The organism is Ruegeria sp. BH8 (assembly GCF_056538065.1).
In genome coordinates this window covers 129,583-152,531 of sequence record NZ_JBQFSP010000009.1, presented here as the reverse complement: position 1 = coordinate 152,531, position 22,949 = coordinate 129,583, and the positions used below count along the sequence as shown (strand labels likewise).

Here is a 22,949-nt window from a genome sequence, read left to right as displayed (position 1 = left end):
TCAACCGTCTTTCCAGTCCGTCAGGCCAACCTCAGTTGCGCCGGTGAAGGGGGTTCTAAGTATTACTCTCAAAACCCGCAAGCGGAAAATGCACGAAAACAAAAGAAAATGCCGATTTCAAAAATAATTATTTATTTTCAACGCGTTAACTATTCACGATCAGGCGGAAGCGCGCCGGAATCGTCGGAAACACAGATGGGGTTCCGCACTTTATCGCCTTGTTTACAATGTTACTCACAGACTCGCTTCCGAGTCAGGCAGAATCTGCTGTGTTGGACTGGAGTGACAGGCTTGGAATCGGCAACCTAAGGGCAAGAAGAATGACGATAGCTGCCAAATAGATCAGCGGCTCGATCTGAAACCCTTTTGCCAGCATCACATAATGCAGGCCGCCCAGCAAAGCGGCCGGGTACACCAGCCAATGCAGCCTGCGCCAACGCGGCCCCAGTCGGCGCACCGACCAGTTGTTGGATGTTGCCGTCAGAGGCAACAGCAAAAGAAACGCCCCCATTCCAACGGTAATATAAGGACGCTTGAGGATATCCGCCCAAATCTGGCTGGGAAGCTGAACGTCCAGAACCAGCCAGACAAGGAGATGCAGGCTGACATATACAAAAGTCAGCACCCCAATGGCCCGACGGAACTTCATCAGGTTCAAGCCCACAAATCGGCGCAAGGATGTGATGGCCAGCCCGGCAATCAGCAACTGTAAAGCCAGTTCGCCATAGCGGTGTTCCAGCGCCTCAATCGGTTCGATTCCCAAACCGCCAGTCAGGCCAAGATAGAACAGCCAGGGCGCGGGCAGCGCGCCCATCAGATAAACGGCCCATACCGGAATACGCCGGAGTGTCTGATTGATGGCCTGCATGATTCTAGTAATTCCTGGCCAGATCCATACCTTCATAAAGGCTGGCGACCTCTTCTTCATAACCGTTGAACATCAGCGTCGGTTTGCGCGAGGCAAACAGGCCGCCGCCGATTTCACGTTCGGAGGCTTGCGACCAGCGCGGATGATCAACGTTCGGGTTTACATTACTATAAAAACCGTATTCTCGCGAATTGGCCATATTCCAACTCGTGGGCGGCTCTTCTTCAACAAGCGTGATCCGGACAATCGACTTGATCGATTTGAACCCGTATTTCCACGGTACGACCAGACGCAAAGGCGCGCCGTTCTGATTTGGAATCGGCTTGTCATAGATACCAGTGGCCATGATCGTCAGCGGATGCATCGCCTCGTCCAGGCGCAAACCCTCGCGATAGGGCCATTCCAGAATGGGATAGCGCGTTCCCGGCATCTCATCCGGGCGGTAGGCCGTTTCAAACGCCACGTATTTCGCGCCGTCTTTCACCCCCGCCATTTTCAGAAGATCGGCCAGTTCGAACCCGTTCCATGGTACGACCATCGACCAGGCTTCAACGCAACGGAAGCGATAGATGCGTTCTTCGATCGTCATCTCGGACAGGATGTCCTTGAAATCATACTCACCAGGACGATCGACCAGACCGTCAATCTTTACGCTCCAGGGTTCGGTCACCAGCGTATGCGCATATTTCGCCGGGTCATCTTTTCCGGTCCCGAACTCATAATAATTGTTGTAACTCGTGATCTCATCCCAGGTGTTCGGCTCCAGCGCATCCTGCGCCGCAGCTGGTTGGCCCATTGCCGCCACACCAACACCCGCCATCCCGGCCATGACCTGCCGACGGTTCAGGAAGGACGCCCGTGGGGTGACGTCGGCATGTGTTAATGTATTGGTCCAGCGATGCGCCATCTAGGTCTCCGTCGTATTTGTTTGTCATTACAGACTTAGGGTGCTGATAGCACAGACCCATGGAAACAGGCGTCACGTTTGAGCGACGTGATTGTAACGTTCCGAGTGGCGACAGGCCCAGACAGGCGGATTGTGCCGCGCTCTGTCCGCTTTCAGCGGTTGTCACGACCTGAGCCAACTCTCAGTGCTCGAACATTTCGTTGGGGATATACGATTCACTCAGAGCTGGCTCTGAACGGAGGGCAACAGCCGGGTTGTCTGCCTGCAGTCTTTACAACTGCGGGTCCAAAACTGCACTCTGTCAGACAGGCACCATACGCGATCAACAGTGTGGCGGGCCTGTTTTTGCAGCCGCGTGGCCGCAATGGGAGGACGAAAAATGTGTGATATCTGTGTAATGAACGCCGTAAAAGACAGGATGCTGTCCCGGCGCGGGTTCTTCAAAGCCGCGGCGGCATCGGGTGTTGCGGCTGCCGCAACCGGGGCTATGGCACCGGCCGCACTGGCCGCGGGGCATGGCGGTGTCCAAGACATGACCCACACGCTCAGCCCGGAGTTCCCGACCTGGGGCGGAGAGCCGGGTATCTCGGCCGAACAGGCATTCAATTTCGCGGAGCACGGATTCAATCTGTTCAATTTGTCAATCAATGAGCATACGGGCACGCATATAGATGCCCCGCTGCACTTTTCTGCGGATGGGGCTTCGGTCGATGAAATCCCGGTTTCAGATCTGGTCGCACCACTTTGCGTGGTCGATATCGCTGCCCGCGCAGCAGAAGACGCCGATACGCGTTTAACCCCTGATGACCTGAAAGCCTGGATAGCCACCAATGGCGATATACCAGACGGCGCTTGTGTCGCCATGCACTCTGGGTGGGCTGGCAAAACGGCAACGGACGCGTTCCGCAATTTCGACGGTGAAGCGCAGCATTACCCGGGCTTTCACGTTGAAGCTGCGCAGATGCTGATGGAGGAAACCGGAGCCCGGTCTATTGCCGTTGACACCTTGTCACTGGATCACGGCATGTCTGCGGATTTCGCCACCCATTATGCCTGGTTGCCATCCGGCCGGTTCGGGATCGAATGCCTGGCCAATCTGGATCAGGTACCCGCGTCAGGCGCAACACTTGTTATTGGCGCACCGAAACACGCAGGCGGCACCGGAGGTCCGGCGCGGATACTTGCGCTGATCTGATGAAACTGACGTTTGGGGAAACTGGCCCGCTTTCTTCAGTGGGTCAGTTTCCATCTGCGCATTCCATGAGTGGTAGGCACTGAGAGCAAGCCAGCCAATGGGCAAGACCAAGTCTGACACCACACGGCGCTATGATACCGCTGCACCAAAATGGCGGGATAAGATGCGTGCTCTTGGTTATTACGATGCGTATCTTGGTTTTCTGTCAGCAAGTCAGCTCGCGACAGAGCATAACAGTCGGGTTGTTGATATCGGTGCCGGGACGGCCTCGTTTGCAGAAGCCTGGGTCGCTATTCACGGGTCACCCGTCGAAATAACCCTTCTCGAACCCAGTCAAGCCATGTTGAAACAGGGTCAAAGCGCGTTACAGGCGCGGGGTGTCGAGCCAAGACTTGTGCAGGGATTGTTAGGGTCTGTCGTTCTGGAACCTGCTAATGTGGCACTGGCTGCGCATGTCATCGAACATTGCCCCGATCCGTTGCGCGCACTTGAGAAGATTCACGATATGATGCGCCCTGGCGGTCGTTTGTATCTGGTGGTGTCAAAGCCGCATTGGTGCAATGCAATCATCTGGCTGCAATGGCGCCATCGCACATTCGGCAGAGAAGAAATTCTGGGACTATTGCACAAAGCTGGCTTTGAATGCGAAAGCGAGTACTCATTCCCCGCAGGCCCACCATCCCGGACAAGCCGGGGAATTTTGGCGCGTCGAAGAGCGTAGATGCAGACAAAAAAGACCCGCCAATGCGGCGGGTCTTCCGTTCGTTCCTAAATCAATGCACCACTGCATCATCGGGGCGGGGCCGTTCCGACGTCCCCAACCGGTCACCGATGATCAGACCATCAGTTCCGGCAGTGACCGGAACGACCTCACCATCCTTGATCTCACCGGCCAGCAGCGCTTCGGCAAGCGGGTTCTGCAGGGCGCGCTGAATCACGCGTTTCAGCGGGCGGGCACCGAAGACAGGGTCATAGCCTTCATTGGCCAGCCATTCCTTGGCACCATCGTCCAGGGCCAGTTCGATCTTGCGGGCCGCCAGGCGCTTTTGCAGACGCGCCATCTGGATATCGACGATGCCATCCATATCGGCCCGCTTGAGGCGGTCAAAGATGATCGTTTCGTCCAGACGGTTCAGGAACTCGGGCCGGAAATGTGCCCGCACCGCATCCATCACGTCACGGCGTGCCTGCGCACTGTCCGCGCCATCGGGCAACTGGCTGAGCGCCTGAGACCCAAGGTTCGACGTCAGGATGATCAGCGTCTGCTTGAAGTCCACGGTGCGGCCCTGACCATCGGTCAGAACGCCATCATCCAGAACCTGTAACAGCACGTTGAACACATCCGGGTGCGCCTTTTCGACCTCGTCAAACAGCACGACCTGATAGGGCCTGCGCCGCACGGCTTCGGTCAGCACACCGCCTTCGTCATAACCGACATAGCCCGGAGGAGCCCCGATCAGACGGGCAACCGCGTGTTTCTCCATGAACTCGGACATATCGACACGCACCATCGCGCTGTCGTCATCGAACAGGAAATTCGCCACGGCCTTGGTCAGCTCGGTCTTACCCACGCCGGTCGGCCCGAGGAACAGGAACGATCCCAACGGGCGGCCTTCGTCATTCAGACCCGCACGCGCACGGCGCACGGCGTTGGCGACGGCAGTCACCGCTGCATCCTGACCGATCACGCGGGAATGCAAAGCGTCTTCCATCCGCAGCAGCTTCTCGCGCTCACCTTCCAGCATTTTCGAGGTCGGGATACCGGTCCAGCGCTCCACGACGGAAGCAATCTGTTCAGGGCGCACCGTTTCCTCGGCCATCATACCATTGCTTTCGGCGTTCTCGGCCTCGGTCAGCTTTTTTTCAAGCTCGGGGATGACGCCATAGGACAATTCCCCCGCTTTGGCGAGGTTGCCTTCACGCTTGGCGATCTCAAGATCAGCGCGCGCCTTGTCGAGCTGTTCCTTCAGGTCACGGGCCCCCGCCAGCTTGTCGCGTTCGGCCTGCCATTGTGCTGTCATCTCGGCGGATCGCTCCTGCAAATCGGCCAGGTCCTTTTGCAAGGTTTCCAGACGATCTTTCGAGGCCGCGTCATCTTCAAGCTTCAGCGCCTCTTCCTCGATCTGCATCTGCAGGATGTTCCGGTCGAGTTGATCAAGCTCTTCGGGCTTGCTGTCGACCTCCATCCGCAAACGCGATGCGGCCTCGTCGACAAGGTCGATGGCTTTGTCGGGCAGAAAGCGGTCAGTGATATAGCGGTGCGACAGGGTCGCCGCTGAAACAAGCGCTGAATCCGAGATGCGCACACCGTGGTGCAGTTCGTACTTTTCCTTGATGCCGCGCAGGATGCTGATCGTATCTTCGACTGTCGGCTCCTGTACCATTACAGGCTGGAACCGGCGCGCAAGGGCAGCGTCTTTTTCTACGTATTTGCGATACTCATCCAGCGTGGTCGCACCGATACAATGCAGTTCACCCCGGGCAAGCGCAGGCTTGATCAGGTTGGCCGCATCCATTGCACCGTCCGATTTCCCGGCACCGACCAGCGTGTGCATCTCGTCGATGAACAGGATGATCTCACCCGCGGCTTCAGTCACCTCGGTCAGAACGGCCTTGAGGCGTTCTTCGAACTCGCCACGGTATTTCGCGCCAGCAATCAAAGCACCCATGTCGAGCGCCAGCAGCTTCTTGTCCTTCAGCGATTCAGGCACATCGCCGTTGATGATACGCAGGGCCATACCTTCGGCGATCGCGGTCTTACCGACGCCGGGCTCACCAATCAGAACCGGGTTGTTTTTGGTGCGACGCGACAGAACCTGCATCGAACGGCGGATTTCCTCATCCCGACCGATGATCGGATCAATTTTGCCTTCGGCTGCAGCCTCGGTCAGATCACGCGCGTACTTCTTGAGCGCGTCATAGCCTTCTTCCGCCGACGCGCTGTCAGCGGTGCGACCCTTGCGAATGTCGTTGATCGCCTCATTCAGCTTTTGCGCTGATACGGCTCCGGCGTCCAATGCATCCTTGGCCTTGGACTTCACCATGCACAGCGCCATCAACACGCGTTCGACCGGCACGAAACTGTCGCCCGCCTTTGATGCCAACTTTGCAGCCTCGTCCAGTACTTTGGCGGTCTGGCCGTCCATGTAGATCTGGCTCGCGTCGCCGCTGACCTTGGGGATTTTCCCCATCGCGGTGTCCAGCGCTTCAACCACGCGGTTCGGGGCCCCACCCGCGCGCGTGATCAGGTTGCTGGCCAACCCCTGATCGTCATCCATCAGTGCTTTGAGTATATGCGTAGGCTCCAGCCTCTGGTGCCCCTCGCGCAGCGCAATGGTTTGCGCTGCCTGCACGAATCCCCGTGCCCGCTCGGTGAACTTGTTCAAGTCCATGATATTCTCCTTTTCCAAGCGCCCCGTTTTGACATGCCCGCCTGGCAGCACATGTCGGTCGAAGCCTCACATTCAATCTGGGAAATATCTTCGGTGGTTCAAGAGGCTAAAACACAGAAATCGACCTATTCGCGCTGGATGGTATAGACTGAATAACCACCGGTCTCGGCGACCTGAACGGCACCCAGATCATTCACCAAAGATTGGGCTGCCGCACTTCCCGTCGGGCAAGAAACCAGATCTGCCGTATGGTCCAGGAAATTGCCGGTAAACGCCGTTTCACCAGTAAGTTGACACCAATCATCCTCGGACCTGTAACCACCAACCAAACGCAAATCGTCATTGGTCGGCACAGGTGCAGCCCCTGTATCCGTCTCCTCGGGCGGCGTTTCATTACATGCGGCCAGTGCAATCAACGCGCCCAACAAAACCAGCTTTTTCATTTGTCGCCCCTTATTTTGAATTCGAGTTTTCAATACAGAGCACGATAACACGATTTGAAGCTGCCTGCGCGGCTTAGCAGATGGACAGAGCGGCCCGAAGCCGCTAGGACGCAGACGTTTGCCAAAAAGGAGCGCCCCCCATGTCTGATGACCGCCTGATCGTAGCCCTTGATGTTCCCAACGCTCTGCAAGGGTTGGCCATGGCAGAACGTTTGGGGGACAGTGTTTCTTTCTATAAGATCGGGCTGGGTATGCTGACCGGTGGCGGGCTGGCATTGGCCAACGAACTGAAACAAGATCACGGCAAGCGCATCTTCCTGGACATGAAGTTGTTCGACATTGGCAATACAGTTGAGAATGCCGTGCGGGGATTGGCGCAATTCGATCTGGATTTTCTGACCGTGCATGGTGACCCTCATGTGGTGCGCGCCGCCAAAGAAGGTGCTGCGGGTAAAGACCTGAAGATCCTCGCCGTAACCATCCTGACCTCGCTGAACCGCGACGATCTGGACGCAAGTCTTTTGAAACCTGGTGATGTGCAGGATTTGGTTGTCGAACGCGCGGCCAAGGCCTTTGAAGCCGGGGCTGATGGCGTTATCGCCAGCCCGCAAGAGGCCGCCCTGATCCGGGCTCTGCCACAGGCTGAAGGGCGTCTGATCGTAACCCCTGGTGTGCGCCCGGCTGGCGCAGCGCTTGGTGACCAGAAACGTGTAGCATCCCCTGCAAGCGCTATTCAGGATGGCGCTGATCATATCGTTGTCGGCCGCCCGATTTATCAGGCAATAGACCCAAAAGCCGCTGCTGAGACCGTTCTTTCCGAACTAAATTCTCTCAAGGTGTGCTAAGACCACTTGGCCTTTTCAGGTGGGTTTTGCGTTGGGTTTTCCGCGCAACAAGTTGACCTTAGGTCACTTTTTGACAAAACCGCGCCAAATCGTCTCTGTGCCAGAAAACACACATTCAAAACCCGAGTTTTCTCGGCACAACCTTCATCCTATCGAAACCAAGGATTTTCAGAGATTCTGAAGGGGAAATACTCCCCAACGAACCGCTTCTTCCTGAGGTTCGTTACTTCCCCCCGCGATGTGCGGGGGGTCTTCTTTCCAAATCACCCCATGTCAGCAGGGCCTTTGATCCAGGATCACAGGTGATATAAAGAACGTCCAAGCCAACTGCGGAACGCATGAGGACGCAGATGCCCGGTCTTTGCCGAGATTGCCTGACCACATTGTCAAACGAACAACGCTGTACTGCCTGTGGCAGTCCGCGGGTAAAGACACACCCGGAACTGTTTGACTTGTCGATTGCCCATATGGATTGTGACGCCTTCTATGCCTCGGTTGAAAAACGTGACAACCCGGAACTGGCGGACAAACCGGTTATCATTGGCGGCGGCAAGCGCGGCGTTGTTTCAACTGCCTGCTACGTTGCCCGTATTCGCGGCGTCCGGTCGGCTATGCCCATGTTCAAGGCCCTGCAACTCTGCCCCGAAGCCGTCGTGATCAAGCCCCGCATGTCCGTCTACGCTGAGGTGTCGCGCGACATCCGCGCGATGATGGATGAATTGACACCCGTGGTCGAACCCCTGTCGCTGGACGAAGCCTTCATGGACCTGTCGGGAACCGAACGTCTGCATGGCGCGCCGCCGGCCGTCATGCTGGCGCGTCTGGTCAAGCGCATGAAGGATGAAATCGGTGTCACCGGCTCTATCGGATTAAGTCACAACAAATTTTTGGCCAAGGTCGCTTCGGATCTCGACAAACCGCGCGGATTTTCAGTGATTGGCAAGGCGGAAACGGCAGAGTTTCTGAATGACAAACCCGTACGGTTGATCTGGGGCATTGGCCCGGCTGCGCAAGAAGCGCTGGACAAGGCAGGGATCAGAACTTTCAGTGATTTGCTGCGTTGGGATCAGGAAGCGCTGACCGCGCGGTTCGGCTCAATGGGATATCGCCTGTGGCACTTGGCTCGGGGTCAGGACAAGCGACGCGTATCGGCGCATGAGCCGATGAAATCCATCAGCAACGAGACGACATTTTTCGAAGATACGTCGAGCCTTGATATTCTGGACGGTCATTTGTGGCGGATGGCCTTGAAAGTGTCGGACCGCGCCAAGGCAAAGGATCTGGCTGGTCGGGTTGTCACGTTGAAACTGAAGAAAGCCAATCACAAGATCCTGACGCGGCGCGTAGCCTTGCGGGATGCGACACAGATTGCCGACCGGATTTACCGCACGGCCCGGGGCCTGTTCGATCAGGTTGGCGATCAGGGGCCATATCGATTGTTGGGCTGTGGTTTGTCCGACCTTTGCCCGGCTGATCAGGCGGATATTTCCGGCGACTTGCTGGATCCGGATGCTGCCCGCAGATCCAAGGCCGAACGGGCCACGGACGAGATTCGCCAGCGGTTCGGGGCCGAAGCAATCATGAAGGGCCGTGCGCTGCGCTGAAGCTACTCCGCCGCCAGACGCTCTGGGCTCGCACCCAGGCTGGAAATCTCGCGAACCACCTGCCTGAGCAGCTTCGAGAACGCCATGAAATTGGCATTGGGCGCGATTTTTTCTTCGTCCATGTACAAAGCGCGATCGATCTCGATCTGTACAGCGTGCTGCTGGCGACCGGGACGACCATAGGTTTGCGTCACATATGCTCCGGCAAAAGGCGCATTGCGTGCCACGTTGAGACCCGCTGCCGCGAAAGCGGCTTCAATGATATCGACGACCTCTGACGACGCGGACGCGCCAAACCGGTCGCCCAGCACGATCTCGGGCCGCCTTCCGCGCGCAGTGCCCGCCATGGCCACCGCCTCGTGCGGCATCGAGTGGCAGTCCACCAGAATTGCCTGTCCGAACATCTCGTGTGATTCGGCCAGCAGGGATTTCAACCGCGCATGATAAGGGCGCCAATAGGTGTCGATGCGCAGCCGCGCTTCGTCCATGGTAAGTTTGCCGCGATAGATTGCCCGACCGTTGGCAACCACGCGGGGAATCACCCCCAGCCCTGACGCGACCCTTGGATTATGCCCGTGCCTGCGGGCACCACTGATCAAGGCCGGGTCAAGCTCATCCAGACTGCGGTTCAAATCCAGATAGGCGCGTGGCATGGCCGCCTTGATCAAAGGGGCACCGTTTTCCGCGGCGGGCGCGAACAACTGATCAACAAATGCATCTTCTGAGGATCGAATCACGCTCCGGTTCAATACGGACCGGTTCAGAAATACCTCAGGATACTCCCGCCCGCTGTGTGGCGATGAAAAAACCACGCACGAGGTGCGGTTTTCGGGCATATCCAATACATAGGCTGCGCTTTGCATGATCCCTCCGTGTTCGCAATCAACATAGACCGGAAAAATTGTTCTTCCAAACCCCTTGAACCCATTTGCGACTCCTTTTATAGACCCCGCTACCGGCGCGGGGATCCGCGCCCCATTTCGTTATGGGGCAAGGCACGCAAAGGGAACGTGGGCGGTTAGCTCAGCGGTAGAGCACTTCGTTGACATCGAAGGGGTCACAAGTTCGATCCTTGTACCGCCCACCATGATTTCACTGTTCCGGTTTTCCGGGACACCCGAGTAACCCAGGCGCTGGCCACGTCCTTGATGAAGGCGCCGCAGATTGGAGACAGACCATGAAGGTCAAGAACTCGCTCCGCTCGCTCAAGAACCGGCACCGCGACTGCCGGATTGTGCGTCGCAAAGGCCGCGTCTACGTGATCAACAAGACGCAGCGCAAGTTCAAAGCTCGTCAGGGCTAAGAACTGCACATCACTGCTTAAAGAAACCGCACCTTCGAGTGCGGTTTTTTTTGTTCTACCCGCGCCTAAAATGTAATCCCTGCATGGATCAGAATGCCCACGACCATAAGAAAGTTCAGAACCATCGAAATCCCGTTGCCGACATAGATTGGAAGCTTTCCAACAACCAAGCCGTAAGCAAACCAAAGCAGGGACAAGGCGGTATATAGAGACCACGACAACAAGGACTGTCCCGAGGCATGGTGCGAATGCGTCAAATACAGCTTCACGAGCTGTGGCAGTGTGGCAAAAGGACCAACCACGCCAACAAAAACCATGAACCCTTCAAAGCGCGACATCCAATGGCCAAGGTTAGATTTCTCCAATTTTTCAGCCAGTGTTTCGGGCATATCTCACGTTCTTCCTTTAAGTGAATAAGACGGCATGTTCTTTTTCTCGGACAATCTGTCTTGCCAAAATATCCGCTAGAAGCGCTTGGACCAAGTCCCTCGACCACGTTACCACCAACCTTCCCCCCTCGTATGCCTTCAGAGCATCGCATATTGAACGTCACAGCGACCTTTTGACCAAGTAAATCAGTCGGATTTACTTGCATCCCGCCCAGAATCGTATAATTGAGAAAATCAGTCGGATTAATGACCGACCCGAAATTCAATTGTTGAGGCACACAATGCTGAAATCCACGACCTGCCTGGCCGCCGCACTGTCGGCTCTGATCGCAACCTCTGCCGCCGCCGAGGGCGAACTGAACCTCTATTCGTCGCGCCACTATGACACCGACGAACGGCTGTATACCGACTTTGAAGACGCAACCGGCATCAAGATCAACAGGATCGAAGGCAAAGCGGATGAACTGATTGCCCGGATGGAAGCGGAAGGCGCGAACTCACCTGCCGACGTGATGCTGACCGTGGACACGTCGCGTCTGGCGCGGGCCAAGAATGCAGGTGTCCTCCAATCAATCGACAGCGCTACACTGGAAGAGCGCATTCCCACCAACCTGCAGGACAGCGACAATCAGTGGTTTGGTTTCTCGCAACGCGGTCGGATCATCTTTTTCGACAAGGAAAACGTGACCAACCCGCCGGCCACCTACGCTGATCTGGCCAAACCGGAATACAAGGGAATGGTCTGTATCCGGTCTTCGACCAACACCTACAACCAGACCCTGCTGGCATCGATCATCACACATGAAGGCACTGAGGCCGCCAAGTCCTGGGCCGAGGGTGTTGTCGCCAACATGGCGCGTGACCCGCAGGGCGGTGACACCGACCAGTTGCGCGGCATCGTTTCGGGCGAGTGTGACATCGCGGTTTCGAACACCTACTATTTCGCGCGCTCCATTCGCACAGACGTCAAAGGCTTGTCCGCAGACCGCGATATGATCGGCTGGGTCTTCCCGAACCAGGACAGCTATGGCGCGCATATGAATCTATCCGGTGGTGGGGTCGCCGCGCACGCACCCAACAAGGAAAACGCGATCCTGTTCCTTGAGTATTTGGCCAGCGATCAGGCGCAGAAATACTTCTCGGCGGGAAATGACGAGTTTCCGGCAGTTCCAAATGTCGAACTGGCCGAGTCGGTCAAGGCGTTGGGTGAATTCAAGGCAGACGACGTGAACCTATCAGACGTTGCAAAGAACATCCCCGAAGCGCAGAAGATCTTTAACGAAGTTGGCTGGAAGTAAGCCTTCTTTCGCTGGTTTCTTAAAAGGATGCGGCTTGTTCGCATCCATTTTTGTTTGATAAGCTATATTTTTTAGAGTATTTTCTCGTATATGAGATATTTTTTCAACTGCTTATAATGCCCGACACCCTGTCAAACCGCCTTGCCAATCGCCTGAGCGAACTGCGCCGCGGGCGTGGCTGGTCTTTGGATTACCTTGCCGAGCACTGCAGGATCAGCCGCGCCACCTTGTCCCGCATGGAAAAAGGGGATGTCAGCCCAACAGCCGACAATCTAGGCCGTCTGTGTGCTGCATACGATCTGCCGATCTCGCGGCTGCTGATGATGGTTGAGGACAGCTTTGACCCCAAGGTTCCATTCGAACGCCAGACCGAGTGGCGCGACCCTGAAACCGGCTTCACCCGCCGTGCTGTTTCACCACCTGCAAATGGATTGAACGCCGAGGTTCTGGAATGCCACCTGCCCCGGGACACGGTCATCACCTACGAAGTGCCTCCTAAATCGGGGCAAGAGCATCATCTGATCTTAATGGACGGCGCGCTTACTCTGACGGTTGATGGAACGGCGCACGCGCTGAACGCCGGGGATTGTCTGCGCTACCATCTGTCGGGACCGACCCGGTTTGAAACAGGGGCGTCGCGTGGCGCACGTTACCTGCTGGTGCTTATATGATCACGCGCCTGACCGATAACGATTTTGACGCGGCACTGGATGACCTGGCTGAAATCCTGCATGCCTGTGTTCATGATGGGGCCAGCATAGGTTTCATTCTACCGTTTACCCTGAATGATGCGCGTGCGTACTGGCACCAAAACGTACAGCCCGGTCTAAGGTCAGGTAAGCTGGACTTATTCGTTTCGAATGACGGTCCCCGCATTACAGGCACCGTTCAACTGATCCCGGCGGCAATGCCCAACCAACCCCACCGCGCCGATGTGGCGAAACTTCTGGTCCACCCTAACGCCAGACGGCGGGGGTTAGGCCGATCCCTAATGAATGCGCTTGTTCTTCGCGCGCAAGAGGTGGGGCGCACGGTGCTTGTACTTGATACGCGCAGCACCGATCCCTCGCGGCTGCTTTATCAAAGCCTTGGGTTTCAGATCGCGGGGGAAATACCGAATTACTGTCGGAACCCATTTGAACCAAAATTCGAACCCACAACTTATATGTACAAAAACCTTGACGCTTGAAAAGACGCGGCCCCCGCTACTCGGCGGCTCTGATCTTTTCGGGGAACTTGTTCGGCAACAGCCCGAGGCGGCGCGCACGACGAACATCTGCCAGCAGGTCCCGTTCGGCGGCCTCAAACAACTCTTCAGGGTCATCCAGAACAAAATACCCCATCTGATGCATATCGATCCGGTAGGGTGTTCGTAGAATCGTCAGAACGTCAAACGGGTCACGATCGGGTATGTCGCTGGTCACGGCATAGACCAGTTCTGTCGGCGACGACGCCAACCCTGAACCCAACGCCTTGATCTGACCGTTCTGGCGGCGCAGGCCAAACTCGATCGAAAACCAGTAGAGCCTGATCAACCAGGCATAATCCGCGTCATCTGCCTGCTTTCCGGCTAGCCCGATGGCGTGGCTGAACGCGGCAAAACGTGGATCACTTAACAACGGTGTATGTCCGAATATCTCATGAAAGATATCCGGCTCTTCGATATAGTCGAAATCTTCCCGGGAGCGGATGAAAGAGGCGGCCGGAAAAACCCGATCCGCAAGCATCCCGAAAAATGTCTTGAACCCGATCAGCGCCGGAACCGGCTGCACCCGCCAGCCGGTCAGGTCCAGCAACCGTTTCGAAATTTCCGCACAAGAAGGCACTTTGGTCTTCGGCAAATCCAGCCGCGCCAAACCGCTTAGGTATTCCGGCGCCATATAGCGCCGTACGTTTTCTTCCTGTGCCGCGTAAAGATCAGCCCAGACCGCATTCTCTTCGTCTGTGTAGGTAATGTGGCCATGTTCATCCGCCAGTTTGGCGACATATTTCGTCGATTTGGGCATCAGCATCCTCCTGCATGAGATCAGGATACCTCAACTCACACGGAGAATTTGTTTTGATATTCTGATTTTCGTCCGTATTATGAATGATACATTCCGAGATACTGCGATTTGCGGCCCAAATGCTTCACTCAGCCGACATCGATATTTTGCGAGAGCTTCAGGCCAGTGGGCGTCTGTCTATGCAGGAGCTTGCCGACCGGACCGGATTATCTGCGTCGCAATGCTGGCGCCGCGTCCGTGACCTTGAATCGTCCGGGGTGGTTTCAGGGTATCGCGCGCAGGTTTCAGCCAAGGCTGTCGGTCTGAATGCCATTGCCTATGTCCACGTCGCACTGAAAGACCATCAGGAAAACAGCATCTCGGCGTTTCTTCGTCTGGTCGAGACCGAGCCGCAAATCGTTGAGTGCGCCTCGATCACCGGGGATCACGACTTTATCCTGAAAGTTTATGCCAAAACCCCCGAGGATCTTGAGGTGTTTATCATGCAGCGCCTGTTGAAATCAGGGCTGGTCCGCGACACCCGCAGCAACTTTGTGCTTCGCCAGACCAAGACCCGCGGCCCTTTACCCATTCTTTGACAGGGTCCACCGAAACGGAACCTGAGCGGATGTGTCAGGTGCATAACCCATCCTTGCTAAGACGTGGTGTTGAAGGGCAGAGAGTGTCGTTCAATTGGAAAAGCCCGGCCACCATTTCCTGGCGGCCGGGCTTTCAAGATTCAAAACGCGTCTTCAGAAATGAGCAGATTTCGCGGACGCAGGCTTTTCCATCGGCGGCGCGAACTTGGTCAAGTCGATCCCCTTGACCGCCGACTTGTATTCCTCGGCAGTTGGGGTCCGGCCCAAAATGGCCGAAAGCACGACAACCGGCGTCGACGCCAGCAGGGACTCACCCTTTTTCTCATCCGAGTCTTCGACAACACGCCCTTGGAACAGGCGCGTGGATGTCGCCAGAACGGTATCGCCTTTTGCAGCCTTTTCCTGGTTCCCCATGCAAAGGTTACAGCCGGGCCGCTCAAGGTACAGGATATTTTCATACTCCGTACGTGCTTTGTTTTTTGGAAACAGATCATCGAATTCAAAGCCCGAGTATTTCTGAAGAATGCTCCACTCGCCTTCTTCCTTCAGTTCATCAATGATGTTGTAGGTTGGTGCTGCGACAACCAGCGGGGCCTTGAATTCGACGGTGCCCTGTTCCTCTTCAAGGTTCTTAAGCATCTGCGAGACGATAATCAGATCGCCCTTGTGCACCATGCACGACCCGACAAAGCCCAGATCGACCTTCTTTTCACCCTTGTAGTAGGAAACCGGGCGGATCGTGTCGTGGGTGTAACGCTTTGATACGTCAGCATTGTTCACGTCAGGATCGGCAATCATCGGTTCGTCGATCTCATCCAGATCAACAACGAGCTCGGCAAAATACTTGGCGTTTTCATCGGGTTTCAGGGCCGGCTTATCACCCGACCTGATTTCCGCGATCCGCGCATTCGCCTTGTCGATCAGACCTTGCAGCGTCTGGGCTTCGTTCTCCATGCCCTTGTCGATCATGATCTGGATGCGGCCTTTGGCGATCTCCAGAGATTCAATCAGCGTGTCATCTTCGGAAATACAAATTGAGGCCTTGGCCTTCATCTCGGCCGTCCAGTCGGTAAAGGTAAACGCCTGATCCGCCAGCAAGGTGCCGATATGAACTTCGATGATCCGGCCCTGGAAGACATTGTCACCGAATGTCTTTAACATCTGCGACTGGGTGGCGTGAACCACATCGCGGAAATCCATATGGCCTGCCATCTGGCCTTTGAAGGTAACCTTAACCGATTCAGGGATCGGCATCGTGGCTTCACCGGTGGCCAGCGCCAGCGCAACGGTGCCCGAATCCGCGCCAAACGCTACGCCCTTGGACATGCGGGTGTGCGAGTCGCCGCCAATGATGATGGCCCAGTCGTCCACGGTGATGTCGTTCAGCACCTTGTGGATTACGTCTGTCATCGAATGGTAAACACCCTTGGGATCACGCGCAGTGATCAGGCCAAAGTTGTTCATGAATTTCATCAGTTTAGGAATGTTCGCCTGCGCCTTTGCGTCCCAAACCGACGCTGTGTGGCACCCGGACTGATATGCGCCATCAACGATGGGCGAGATCACGGTCGCCGCCATAGCTTCCAGCTCCTGCGCGGTCATCAGGCCGGTGGTGTCTTGCGACCCAACGATATTGACCTTAACCCGAGCGTCCGAACCCGCGTGCAGAACCTTTCCGTCAGCCACGCCAACCGCGTTTTTGTTGAAGATCTTCTCGACAGCTGTCAGGCCCTGACCCTCGTGCGAGATTTCCTTGGACGGAGCAAATGCAGATTCCAGCGCAACGCCAAGGGTTTCGGCCGCAAATGTCTGCAGCTTCTTCCCAAAGACAATCGCGTAAGAGCCGCCAGCCTTGATGAATTCGACCTTTTGCGGCGTGAAGGACGACGATATATCGACAAGCTCTTTATTGCCTGCTTCGTTGTAAAGCTTCTTGTCCTTTGTGTTGATAGTCAGAACGGTTCCGGTCTCGACCGAGTATTTCTGTTCAAGAACAGGACTTTCGTCGTTGTTCAGGATCGGGTTGCCGTCATCGTCCAGCTTTTTGACCCAGTTCTTCAGGTCAATGCCGATACCTCCAGTCACGCCAACGGTGGTCAGGAAGATCGGTGAGATTCCGTTTGTTCCCGCGACAACTGGTGCGATGTTCACAAAAGGAACATAAGGGCTGGCTTGTGTTCCGGTCCACAAGGCGACGTTGTTGACACCGGACATGCGCGACGACCCGACGCCCATGGTTCCTTTTTCGGCGACCAGCATGACACGTTTGTCCGGGTGTTGTTTCTGCAAATCCTGAATCTTGGCCTGCGCCGCCGGTGTGATCATGCATTTGCCATGCAATTCCCGATCCGCACGAGAATGCGCCTGATTGCCGGGCGACAGAAGGTCGGTGGAAATGTCTCCTTCGGCCGCGACATAGGTCACAACCTTGATTTCCTCTTCAATGTCAGGCAGCCGGGTAAAGAACTCGGCCTTGGCATAGCTTTCCAGAATGTCCTTTGCGATCGCGTTTCCGGCCTCAAAAGCAGACTTGAGGCGCTGGGTATCCGCATCATACAGGAACACCTGCGTTTTCAGCACCTCTGCCGCCTGATTTGCGATCGACGCATCATCGCCCAGCGCCAGATCCAGCAGAACCTCGACCGAGGGGCCGCCTTTCATATGTGACAGCAGCTCGAACGCGAAGGCCTGCGAGATTTCTTCGACCGAGGCTTCACCCAATACGATCTCTTTCAGGAACCGTGCCTTTTCATCAGCAGCGCTGGTTGTCCCCGGCAGCGTGTTATAGATGAAATAGGTCAAAGACTCGGCGCGGTGAACGTTGTCGACATCCTTGATTTGCTCGATGATTTCCTGAAGCAGCACACCGTCTTCAATGGGTTTGGGGTGCAAACCTTGCTCTTTGCGCGTCTCAATCTCGTTCAGGTATTCTGTATATAGGCTCATGACGGTTCCGACCATTTAGCTGGTGCGCTGGCGGGTAACAAACCAGCGCCTTAATTTTGTATGCCGCGGTATACTAAATGCCTACAACTTGCAAGACACTCTCCTGCGACCCTGTGTCCTGATCGAGGATGTATTTGTCGAAATACTTGCCAGTCAGGCGTGATCTGTCTGTCGCGGCCAACAGGTTTTTGCACCCTGGCACGCTAGCTTCCGGATGCGGAAATCAGTTCCTTGGCCAGCGGCAAGGATGAGTAACCCAGCCGGGATGGCGTCAATCCCAATCGCACAATCACCATATCATGAGAGGGGAAAATACCGATGGACTGACCATCATGCCCCTGCAACCAGACCGCATCTTCAAAAGGTGGCAAATCTCCGGGTGCTTCCAGCCAAAGGTGGCCCTTGGCGTATTTGCCATCCGAAGCATCAACCGGTTCGAACATCCAGTTCACATAACCTTCTGGTAATATCCGAGAGCCCTTCCAAACCCCTTTTTGCAGCAAAAGCTGCCCGTACCGGGCCCAGTCACGCGCCGTCGCATACATATAACTGGACCCGATGAAGGTATCGCTGACATCCGTCTCGATAACCGCCGATGTCATGCCAATCGGCGCAAATAGCGCGTTGTGCGGATAGCTCAGCCCACCGTCGCCCAACTTGTCCTGCCAAACCCGAGACAGCATCGTGGACGTGCCCGAGGAGTAGTTGAAGTCCTTTCCAATACTGGATTCAGCAACGCGCCCGGCAGCAAATTCGGCCATACCGTCTCGGAGATACAGCATGCGTGTTACGTCTGAAACGTCGCCGTATTCTTCATCCCATTGCAGCCCGCTTGTCATCGCCAGCATATCAGCAACGGTAATGTTGCGCCTTGCGTCGTCGGCCCAATCGGGAAAGCTGTCGACAAGCGTATCTGACAAGCTCATTTGACCCGCTTCAATCAAGGTGCCGATCAACCCGGCCGTAACTGTCTTGGTCATGGACCAGCCCAGTAACGGGGTATCCGCATTAAACCCATCTGCGTACCGTTCAGCAATGATGCGCCCGTTTCGAACCACCACAACTGCGCGATATCCTTCGCCGACCAAACTGTCATTCGAGATTACATTCTGAAGCTTCGGGTCTTGGGACAAGGCAACGTCATTCCCGTTTGGCCATAGTCCTGCTGGCAGCGGATCAGGCGCTGAAAGTGTCTGGTTGCTCAGATCAGCCTCATGAACATTTGTGCAGCCAAGCCCCTGACGAAACTGCGATCTCGCGGGTGCAAAAAACCGGAAGATCCGCGCTTTCACAGTCTGCGCTTCCCGATCCACCTCTATTGAGATTTGCCCCAGCAGAGGGTGGCCGGGTGCTTGCACGTCCACAGCCAGAACTTCGTCAGGATCCCGTCCAGCAATGAAAACGTTCGAACAGACAATCTTGGCAGAGTAGTTGGTTCCCACCTTCAAAAGATCCGGGGGTGCGAACCAAAGGTAGCCAATCAAAGCTACCCCGCCCAGAACCACCGCACTGCCGGTCATTTTTAGTACTTTGCTGAACATCCGCCGCAACCATTCCTGCCGCTACCTCGCCCGGCAAAGGTTAGAAGCAACCGAGCAGGCTTTACCACAGTTTCGTTACGTCGACTGATAGGTCAGAGCCCGCACGCTGAAGCATGGCCAGTGCCATCCAAGATGCACATCGCTCGATCAGCAATTGCACAGATCGACTTCAGCCCCAAACAGGTAGCACGTTGGTCTTTACACCTGTAGGGACGCGCATAACGCTGCATTCCTATCATTGATTTTATTCAGAAAATCTGGGTGTCGTCGCCCATAATTTTGCGCAGCATTTGCGCGTAAGTTTGCACGATTTGCCCATAAGTTTGCACGGTTCAATATACGCGCTCAATTGTCGATTGTCTTAGCGTAGCTCGATCAACTTGAACGCACCAAAACTCAATCAAAAGTGCATTTTGACTGGAATAATTCAACCCAAAACCGAACAACGACGGACACATTCCAATGATCTGTTCGGAGCTAAATCTGCGTATCATAGTCCATACTTTGCTTGGACGGATTACTAACGCCCCAGAGACCTGTTTTAGGGGGCTGCGTCAATACATTTCGATATCTACGATTCGGCCTAAGCAAGGAGAGCACCCTAGGGGCATTCCTGAAGATCGCACACTAATACGCTATGGTCATCCGAGTTTAGTTTGCAACTTTCGACCTCACCAAGACCAACCCGCACCGTTTTTCGTTTTGGCTCATCAACACCAACAACAACACAAGGGTTCAGTTCAGAGATTTCTTCGAACACGTCGCTCCATGCTGCACCCTTATATGTACGGTCTTTAAGCTTGAGTGAGCGCAACTGGTTCAAGTTACCACCATCTACTTCAAAATCTTCATAAACGGCAGGATAGCCGGCACCATCTCGAAAGTCGCTCTTTCCGTCAATCAAACGAGTTATTTCTCTGAACAAAAAGCCAGGCGTTTGAAGTTCTTCAAATACTTGCCCTTCCTCTTGCAGAACACGAAAGGTGTCTTGCATGTTCAAGATCAACAGTTCATGAGACGGATCAGGAACGCCAATTGGCTTTGGCAGCATTGTATGTGTCTTGTTTATTGGCTTCGCTTCCCCATCGCAGCTTGTTAGCGTGTAAATCTTGGGCACAATTTCAACTCTGATATCTTTTCGCCACCAGCCGCGAGGTACTGCAAACTCAGCGTCAGTTTCATAAGAGCAATGAACACGTGGGAACTTCCCAGTAGTGTTACTTCGACGATCCATGAAGTTTGCCCAAGAACTCTCCAAGTCCGATAGATAGGTGTTTGTGGAGCCGGAGGTTCTCAAATCACTAATGTTTCGAGCGTTGTATCCAAGCCATCCGATGAGAAAACCACCATAATTACTGTCACCAATTTTGTCTGCAATGTCAGCAAGTGGCGAACCATTAGAAGGGACCCCGATTAGTGACACACCTACTATTCGACTGAGTAGGTTATCGTAGTCGGCTGCCTCCCAGATCGTGAGAACTTTTTTGGCGACTAGTCCTCCCATACTATGTGCGACGATCCAAACATGCTTATGCTCATAAAAAGCAGGGCTGCTTCGCAACGCATCAGCTACCTGTCGGGAAATCTCGTCAATAGAGACGCTAATGGAGGCGTTTGTGAATACATCACTGTAGTCCACTAGATAAATGTCTGCATCCGCGGTCGAACGGGAGTATTTTCTTGTTTCGATTAGTTTACGAGTGTCCGCCCTTAAAAGATCCATCCACGACACTCCATCCTCGTTTTCAAAGGATTCAGCTGCACTTCCTTCCAAACCGTGAATGAATACGATAGCGATATCGGCCTTTCCATCGTGAGTACTCTCAGCGGCAATGACAGTTGCCGCACTAGAAGGCATAGCCACGAAAGCAGCAACGAGCGTATAGGTGAAGATTTTGATTAGACCCCGCATTGTTCGTCCTCGGCAAATGGCGTTCGAACGGCGATGGAGACTTTATCTTCATCATAAAAAAAGGAAATCTCAAGGCATCCATAAGACACAACACTGACTACCCTAGCATCTTCAATTTCAGGCTTGGATGGTTCTACATATTCACCGGTTAGCTGAAGCGCTAACTCCTTCGTGAGGTCCTTTCCGTCAACATAGGCAGCCAAAAGCTCGACAACGTCTTGTTTTAGTTGAGGCTCAATTGATCCCAAAAGTACAAGAATGCTTGCGAGAAAGAGATAAGGGTCCGCGTCACCCGGTTGAGTTTCCTCAAGATAGGCGCTGGCTCCAGTAGTCAAGGGAACAAAATCATTTCTAGATTTGCCTAAAGCTCTCAGATCATCCGCCAGGAGTTTAAAGTCCTGCCAACCGCCAAGTTCCAAAAAGCTTTCCAAAAATTGTTCGGAATTAAGTTCTCTCTGCTGTAGCCGATCAGACGATGGGTTCCTTACGTTCGCCGACCTCCAATCTAAGGTGCAAAACCGCGGGCGAGTGTCATCCCTGACAACGCAAGAACCCACGTCTGCATATGACGAAGCTGTCGTACCATTTTTGCACTTGCAGTATTGTTGAGAGCTTGTGGTGTGTGGCAAAGTTAAACAAAAAAAAGTTATTAACCCCGCTCCAAAAAAAATACGTTCTAGCATAACAACCTTCGCAATCCAAATTAAACTAACTCTGGAACAGCAAAATAAAACACAAAGATGAGCTTGCACTAACAGTGAAGTCCGCTGACCAAGCTTGATCACTCTATCACATCAACCGAGCCGAAGAAACTTTGTCGGATCAGATCGGTACGGTTCCTGATGAACTCTTGTACCCAGTCTTTACTCTGTTTCTCCAAGTCAAACTGACAAATGGCGAAACCACAGACATTTCGATGTGATATCAATTAACACCAGCAGACTTTCCACCGTTTTTTTTCGTCGCGGGTTACGACCCGTCGCGTGTTGTAAAGCTTGCTGAAAAAGTGCTCGAGACCGTTAAAACTGGCAACATGACAGACGCATGGGCATGGAACACGCCCACATGTCTCTGGAAGATCTCTCCGAAGCGCTAGAGACGATTTCAGAGCAGATCGGCAAGCTGACCGAGTGGGACTTGCGCCCCGCTCGCGTTGAGAGCCTCATGAAAGCTTGCGCCGAGTTCATGGGACGCAAAGGTGGTGTAGAACTCAGTGATCAAGAGTGGTTTGGCCATCTGTCACTGCCTGCCGTGGAAATGGTGTGCGAGGCGTGGAGCCGTGAGCTTGATCCCTTCTGGGAACAAGCGAAACACGAAGTGCGTGACAGCTTCGCCTATGAGGATCTTCCCAAGGGGTACATCGCGCTTCAGGTTATCTTGGAAAAGCTCGAAAGCGATCATCCGGCGTCCGCTGAGATCCATGAAAAGATGGTCCGGGTCATCGAAGAAGCCGAGCAGGTATCACGCGACCACGAACCCGCAATTGGACAACGCATTTCAGTGGTGTTCTTTTCGGATGGTGCAGGCGAGCACTAGGCGGCCTCAGACAGCAGCGAAGCCAGGTCACTTAGCCTTACTAGGTACCGACGCCCTTCATAAGCCACTAGCGCCGCTTCTTTGTTTGCAAATGCTCTTCCGGTTCCCATGTCGATTGTGCAAGGCTGTGGCTTAAGCGAGACCACACGAGGGTCGACCTGCATGCAACGAACCAGTGCTGCTTCC

Annotated in this window: 21 protein-coding genes and 1 tRNA gene; 11 read left to right on the top strand and 11 right to left on the bottom strand. The window is 54.7% G+C overall.

All coding sequences use genetic code 11. The features are described 5' to 3' along the window. Positions 1-253: 253 nt before the first annotated feature. Complete coding sequence (gene msrQ / locus ACR0AD_RS15340; protein ID WP_480488067.1) at positions 254-868, bottom strand: protein-methionine-sulfoxide reductase heme-binding subunit MsrQ; 615 nt, start codon at positions 866-868, stop codon at positions 254-256. A 4-nt stretch (positions 869-872) separates the two neighbouring features. Then, positions 873-1,775, bottom strand: coding sequence for a protein-methionine-sulfoxide reductase catalytic subunit MsrP (gene msrP, locus ACR0AD_RS15335; RefSeq protein WP_480488069.1), 903 nt, complete (start codon positions 1,773-1,775; stop codon positions 873-875). A gap of 379 nt (positions 1,776-2,154) precedes the next feature. Here msrP and ACR0AD_RS15330 point away from each other — a divergent pair, with 379 nt between their 5' ends. Together ACR0AD_RS15330 and ACR0AD_RS15325 are read left to right on the top strand one after the other, a co-directional pair. Beyond that, positions 2,155-2,970: a cyclase family protein gene (locus ACR0AD_RS15330; protein WP_267365017.1), complete on the top strand. Its 816-nt coding sequence runs from the start codon at positions 2,155-2,157 to the stop codon at positions 2,968-2,970. A 97-nt stretch (positions 2,971-3,067) separates the two neighbouring features. Further along, entirely contained in the window at positions 3,068-3,691 is a 624-nt protein-coding gene (locus ACR0AD_RS15325) for a class I SAM-dependent methyltransferase (RefSeq protein ID WP_480488071.1), read from the top strand. A 52-nt stretch (positions 3,692-3,743) separates the two neighbouring features. On the opposite strand, the gene clpB is transcribed toward ACR0AD_RS15325, so the two are convergent. Continuing rightward, on the bottom strand, positions 3,744-6,362 hold the full coding sequence (gene clpB / locus ACR0AD_RS15320) for an ATP-dependent chaperone ClpB (protein ID WP_480488073.1): 2,619 nt from the start codon (positions 6,360-6,362) through the stop codon (positions 3,744-3,746). Between the two features lie 125 nt (positions 6,363-6,487). Next, entirely contained in the window at positions 6,488-6,805 is a 318-nt protein-coding gene (locus ACR0AD_RS15315; RefSeq protein WP_209599181.1) for a hypothetical protein, read from the bottom strand. 140 nt (positions 6,806-6,945) lie between these two features. On the opposite strand from ACR0AD_RS15315, the gene pyrF reads away from it, so the two are divergent. Next, a complete protein-coding gene (pyrF, locus tag ACR0AD_RS15310) occupies positions 6,946-7,650 on the top strand; it encodes an orotidine-5'-phosphate decarboxylase (protein ID WP_480483957.1) in 705 nt (234 codons plus the stop codon). 350 nt (positions 7,651-8,000) lie between these two features. Then, positions 8,001-9,254 carry a DNA polymerase IV gene (locus tag ACR0AD_RS15305; RefSeq protein ID WP_480483956.1) on the top strand — a complete coding sequence of 418 codons (1,254 nt, stop codon included), beginning with the start codon at positions 8,001-8,003 and terminating at the stop codon, positions 9,252-9,254. Positions 9,255-9,256: 2 nt separating this feature from the next. Here ACR0AD_RS15305 and ACR0AD_RS15300 read toward each other — a convergent pair whose 3' ends face one another. Then, the gene (locus ACR0AD_RS15300) at positions 9,257-10,117 is read right to left on the bottom strand and encodes an N-formylglutamate amidohydrolase (RefSeq protein WP_480488075.1); all 861 of its coding nucleotides are present in this window, start codon (positions 10,115-10,117) and stop codon (positions 9,257-9,259) included. A 149-nt stretch (positions 10,118-10,266) separates the two neighbouring features. Here ACR0AD_RS15300 and ACR0AD_RS15295 point away from each other — a divergent pair. Further along, positions 10,267-10,341, top strand: a tRNA-Val gene (locus ACR0AD_RS15295). 90 nt (positions 10,342-10,431) lie between these two features. Further along, complete coding sequence (ykgO, locus tag ACR0AD_RS15290) at positions 10,432-10,557, top strand: type B 50S ribosomal protein L36 (protein ID WP_008755722.1); 126 nt, start codon at positions 10,432-10,434, stop codon at positions 10,555-10,557. A 65-nt stretch (positions 10,558-10,622) separates the two neighbouring features. Here ykgO and ACR0AD_RS15285 read toward each other — a convergent pair whose 3' ends face one another. Beyond that, positions 10,623-10,946 carry a SemiSWEET transporter gene (locus ACR0AD_RS15285; RefSeq protein WP_480474865.1) on the bottom strand — a complete coding sequence of 108 codons (324 nt, stop codon included), beginning with the start codon at positions 10,944-10,946 and terminating at the stop codon, positions 10,623-10,625. 281 nt (positions 10,947-11,227) lie between these two features. Here ACR0AD_RS15285 and ACR0AD_RS15280 point away from each other — a divergent pair, with 281 nt between their 5' ends. The 3 genes from ACR0AD_RS15280 to ACR0AD_RS15270 all read left to right on the top strand — a co-directional run bounded on the left by ACR0AD_RS15280 (position 11,228) and on the right by ACR0AD_RS15270 (position 13,433). Continuing rightward, the gene (locus ACR0AD_RS15280) at positions 11,228-12,244 is read left to right on the top strand and encodes a Fe(3+) ABC transporter substrate-binding protein (RefSeq protein ID WP_480474864.1); all 1,017 of its coding nucleotides are present in this window, start codon (positions 11,228-11,230) and stop codon (positions 12,242-12,244) included. 116 nt (positions 12,245-12,360) lie between these two features. Then, positions 12,361-12,915 carry a helix-turn-helix domain-containing protein gene (locus ACR0AD_RS15275; protein WP_209507158.1) on the top strand — a complete coding sequence of 185 codons (555 nt, stop codon included), beginning with the start codon at positions 12,361-12,363 and terminating at the stop codon, positions 12,913-12,915. After that, complete coding sequence (locus tag ACR0AD_RS15270) at positions 12,912-13,433, top strand: N-acetyltransferase family protein (protein ID WP_480488076.1); 522 nt, start codon at positions 12,912-12,914, stop codon at positions 13,431-13,433. The genes ACR0AD_RS15275 and ACR0AD_RS15270 overlap by 4 nt, the downstream gene beginning before the upstream one ends. Before the next feature lie 16 nt (positions 13,434-13,449). Here ACR0AD_RS15270 and ACR0AD_RS15265 read toward each other — a convergent pair whose 3' ends face one another. After that, positions 13,450-14,250, bottom strand: a complete 801-nt coding sequence (locus tag ACR0AD_RS15265; RefSeq protein WP_209507160.1) for a phenylalanine 4-monooxygenase — start codon at positions 14,248-14,250, stop codon at positions 13,450-13,452. Between the two features lie 119 nt (positions 14,251-14,369). On the opposite strand from ACR0AD_RS15265, the gene ACR0AD_RS15260 reads away from it, so the two are divergent. Further along, the gene (locus tag ACR0AD_RS15260; protein ID WP_209507270.1) at positions 14,370-14,828 is read left to right on the top strand and encodes an Lrp/AsnC family transcriptional regulator; all 459 of its coding nucleotides are present in this window, start codon (positions 14,370-14,372) and stop codon (positions 14,826-14,828) included. Positions 14,829-14,981: 153 nt separating this feature from the next. On the opposite strand, the gene ACR0AD_RS15255 is transcribed toward ACR0AD_RS15260, so the two are convergent. From ACR0AD_RS15255 to ACR0AD_RS15240, 4 genes are all read right to left on the bottom strand, one after another. Next, a complete protein-coding gene (locus ACR0AD_RS15255) occupies positions 14,982-17,774 on the bottom strand; it encodes a bifunctional aconitate hydratase 2/2-methylisocitrate dehydratase (protein WP_480488079.1) in 2,793 nt (930 codons plus the stop codon). A gap of 203 nt (positions 17,775-17,977) precedes the next feature. Beyond that, positions 17,978-19,294 carry a serine hydrolase domain-containing protein gene (locus ACR0AD_RS15250; protein WP_480488081.1) on the bottom strand — a complete coding sequence of 439 codons (1,317 nt, stop codon included), beginning with the start codon at positions 19,292-19,294 and terminating at the stop codon, positions 17,978-17,980. A gap of 622 nt (positions 19,295-19,916) precedes the next feature. Next, positions 19,917-21,227, bottom strand: a complete 1,311-nt coding sequence (locus ACR0AD_RS15245; RefSeq protein WP_480488083.1) for an esterase/lipase family protein — start codon at positions 21,225-21,227, stop codon at positions 19,917-19,919. Next, a complete protein-coding gene (locus ACR0AD_RS15240; protein ID WP_480488085.1) occupies positions 21,215-21,646 on the bottom strand; it encodes a hypothetical protein in 432 nt (143 codons plus the stop codon). The genes ACR0AD_RS15245 and ACR0AD_RS15240 overlap by 13 nt, the downstream gene beginning before the upstream one ends. A gap of 625 nt (positions 21,647-22,271) precedes the next feature. Between ACR0AD_RS15240 and ACR0AD_RS15235 the strand changes: the two genes are divergently transcribed. Continuing rightward, the gene (locus ACR0AD_RS15235; protein ID WP_480488086.1) at positions 22,272-22,763 is read left to right on the top strand and encodes a hypothetical protein; all 492 of its coding nucleotides are present in this window, start codon (positions 22,272-22,274) and stop codon (positions 22,761-22,763) included. Positions 22,764-22,949: the final 186 nt, after the last annotated feature.

What these genes read in the sequence shown, in the direction of transcription:
- msrQ (WP_480488067.1), bottom strand. Translation starts at nt 868, where the DNA reads ATGCAGGCCATCAATCAGACACTCCGGCGTATTCCGGTATGGGCCGTT.
- msrP (WP_480488069.1), bottom strand. Translation starts at nt 1,775, where the DNA reads ATGGCGCATCGCTGGACCAATACATTAACACATGCCGACGTCACCCCA.
- ACR0AD_RS15330 (WP_267365017.1), top strand. Translation starts at nt 2,155, where the DNA reads ATGTGTGATATCTGTGTAATGAACGCCGTAAAAGACAGGATGCTGTCC.
- ACR0AD_RS15325 (WP_480488071.1), top strand. Translation starts at nt 3,068, where the DNA reads ATGGGCAAGACCAAGTCTGACACCACACGGCGCTATGATACCGCTGCA.
- clpB (WP_480488073.1), bottom strand. Translation starts at nt 6,362, where the DNA reads ATGGACTTGAACAAGTTCACCGAGCGGGCACGGGGATTCGTGCAGGCA.
- ACR0AD_RS15315 (WP_209599181.1), bottom strand. Translation starts at nt 6,805, where the DNA reads ATGAAAAAGCTGGTTTTGTTGGGCGCGTTGATTGCACTGGCCGCATGT.
- pyrF (WP_480483957.1), top strand. Translation starts at nt 6,946, where the DNA reads ATGTCTGATGACCGCCTGATCGTAGCCCTTGATGTTCCCAACGCTCTG.
- ACR0AD_RS15305 (WP_480483956.1), top strand. Translation starts at nt 8,001, where the DNA reads ATGCCCGGTCTTTGCCGAGATTGCCTGACCACATTGTCAAACGAACAA.
- ACR0AD_RS15300 (WP_480488075.1), bottom strand. Translation starts at nt 10,117, where the DNA reads ATGCAAAGCGCAGCCTATGTATTGGATATGCCCGAAAACCGCACCTCG.
- ykgO (WP_008755722.1), top strand. Translation starts at nt 10,432, where the DNA reads ATGAAGGTCAAGAACTCGCTCCGCTCGCTCAAGAACCGGCACCGCGAC.
- ACR0AD_RS15285 (WP_480474865.1), bottom strand. Translation starts at nt 10,946, where the DNA reads ATGCCCGAAACACTGGCTGAAAAATTGGAGAAATCTAACCTTGGCCAT.
- ACR0AD_RS15280 (WP_480474864.1), top strand. Translation starts at nt 11,228, where the DNA reads ATGCTGAAATCCACGACCTGCCTGGCCGCCGCACTGTCGGCTCTGATC.
- ACR0AD_RS15275 (WP_209507158.1), top strand. Translation starts at nt 12,361, where the DNA reads ATGCCCGACACCCTGTCAAACCGCCTTGCCAATCGCCTGAGCGAACTG.
- ACR0AD_RS15270 (WP_480488076.1), top strand. Translation starts at nt 12,912, where the DNA reads ATGATCACGCGCCTGACCGATAACGATTTTGACGCGGCACTGGATGAC.
- ACR0AD_RS15265 (WP_209507160.1), bottom strand. Translation starts at nt 14,250, where the DNA reads ATGCCCAAATCGACGAAATATGTCGCCAAACTGGCGGATGAACATGGC.
- ACR0AD_RS15260 (WP_209507270.1), top strand. Translation starts at nt 14,370, where the DNA reads ATGCTTCACTCAGCCGACATCGATATTTTGCGAGAGCTTCAGGCCAGT.
- ACR0AD_RS15255 (WP_480488079.1), bottom strand. Translation starts at nt 17,774, where the DNA reads ATGAGCCTATATACAGAATACCTGAACGAGATTGAGACGCGCAAAGAG.
- ACR0AD_RS15250 (WP_480488081.1), bottom strand. Translation starts at nt 19,294, where the DNA reads ATGACCGGCAGTGCGGTGGTTCTGGGCGGGGTAGCTTTGATTGGCTAC.
- ACR0AD_RS15245 (WP_480488083.1), bottom strand. Translation starts at nt 21,227, where the DNA reads ATGCGGGGTCTAATCAAAATCTTCACCTATACGCTCGTTGCTGCTTTC.
- ACR0AD_RS15235 (WP_480488086.1), top strand. Translation starts at nt 22,272, where the DNA reads ATGGGCATGGAACACGCCCACATGTCTCTGGAAGATCTCTCCGAAGCG.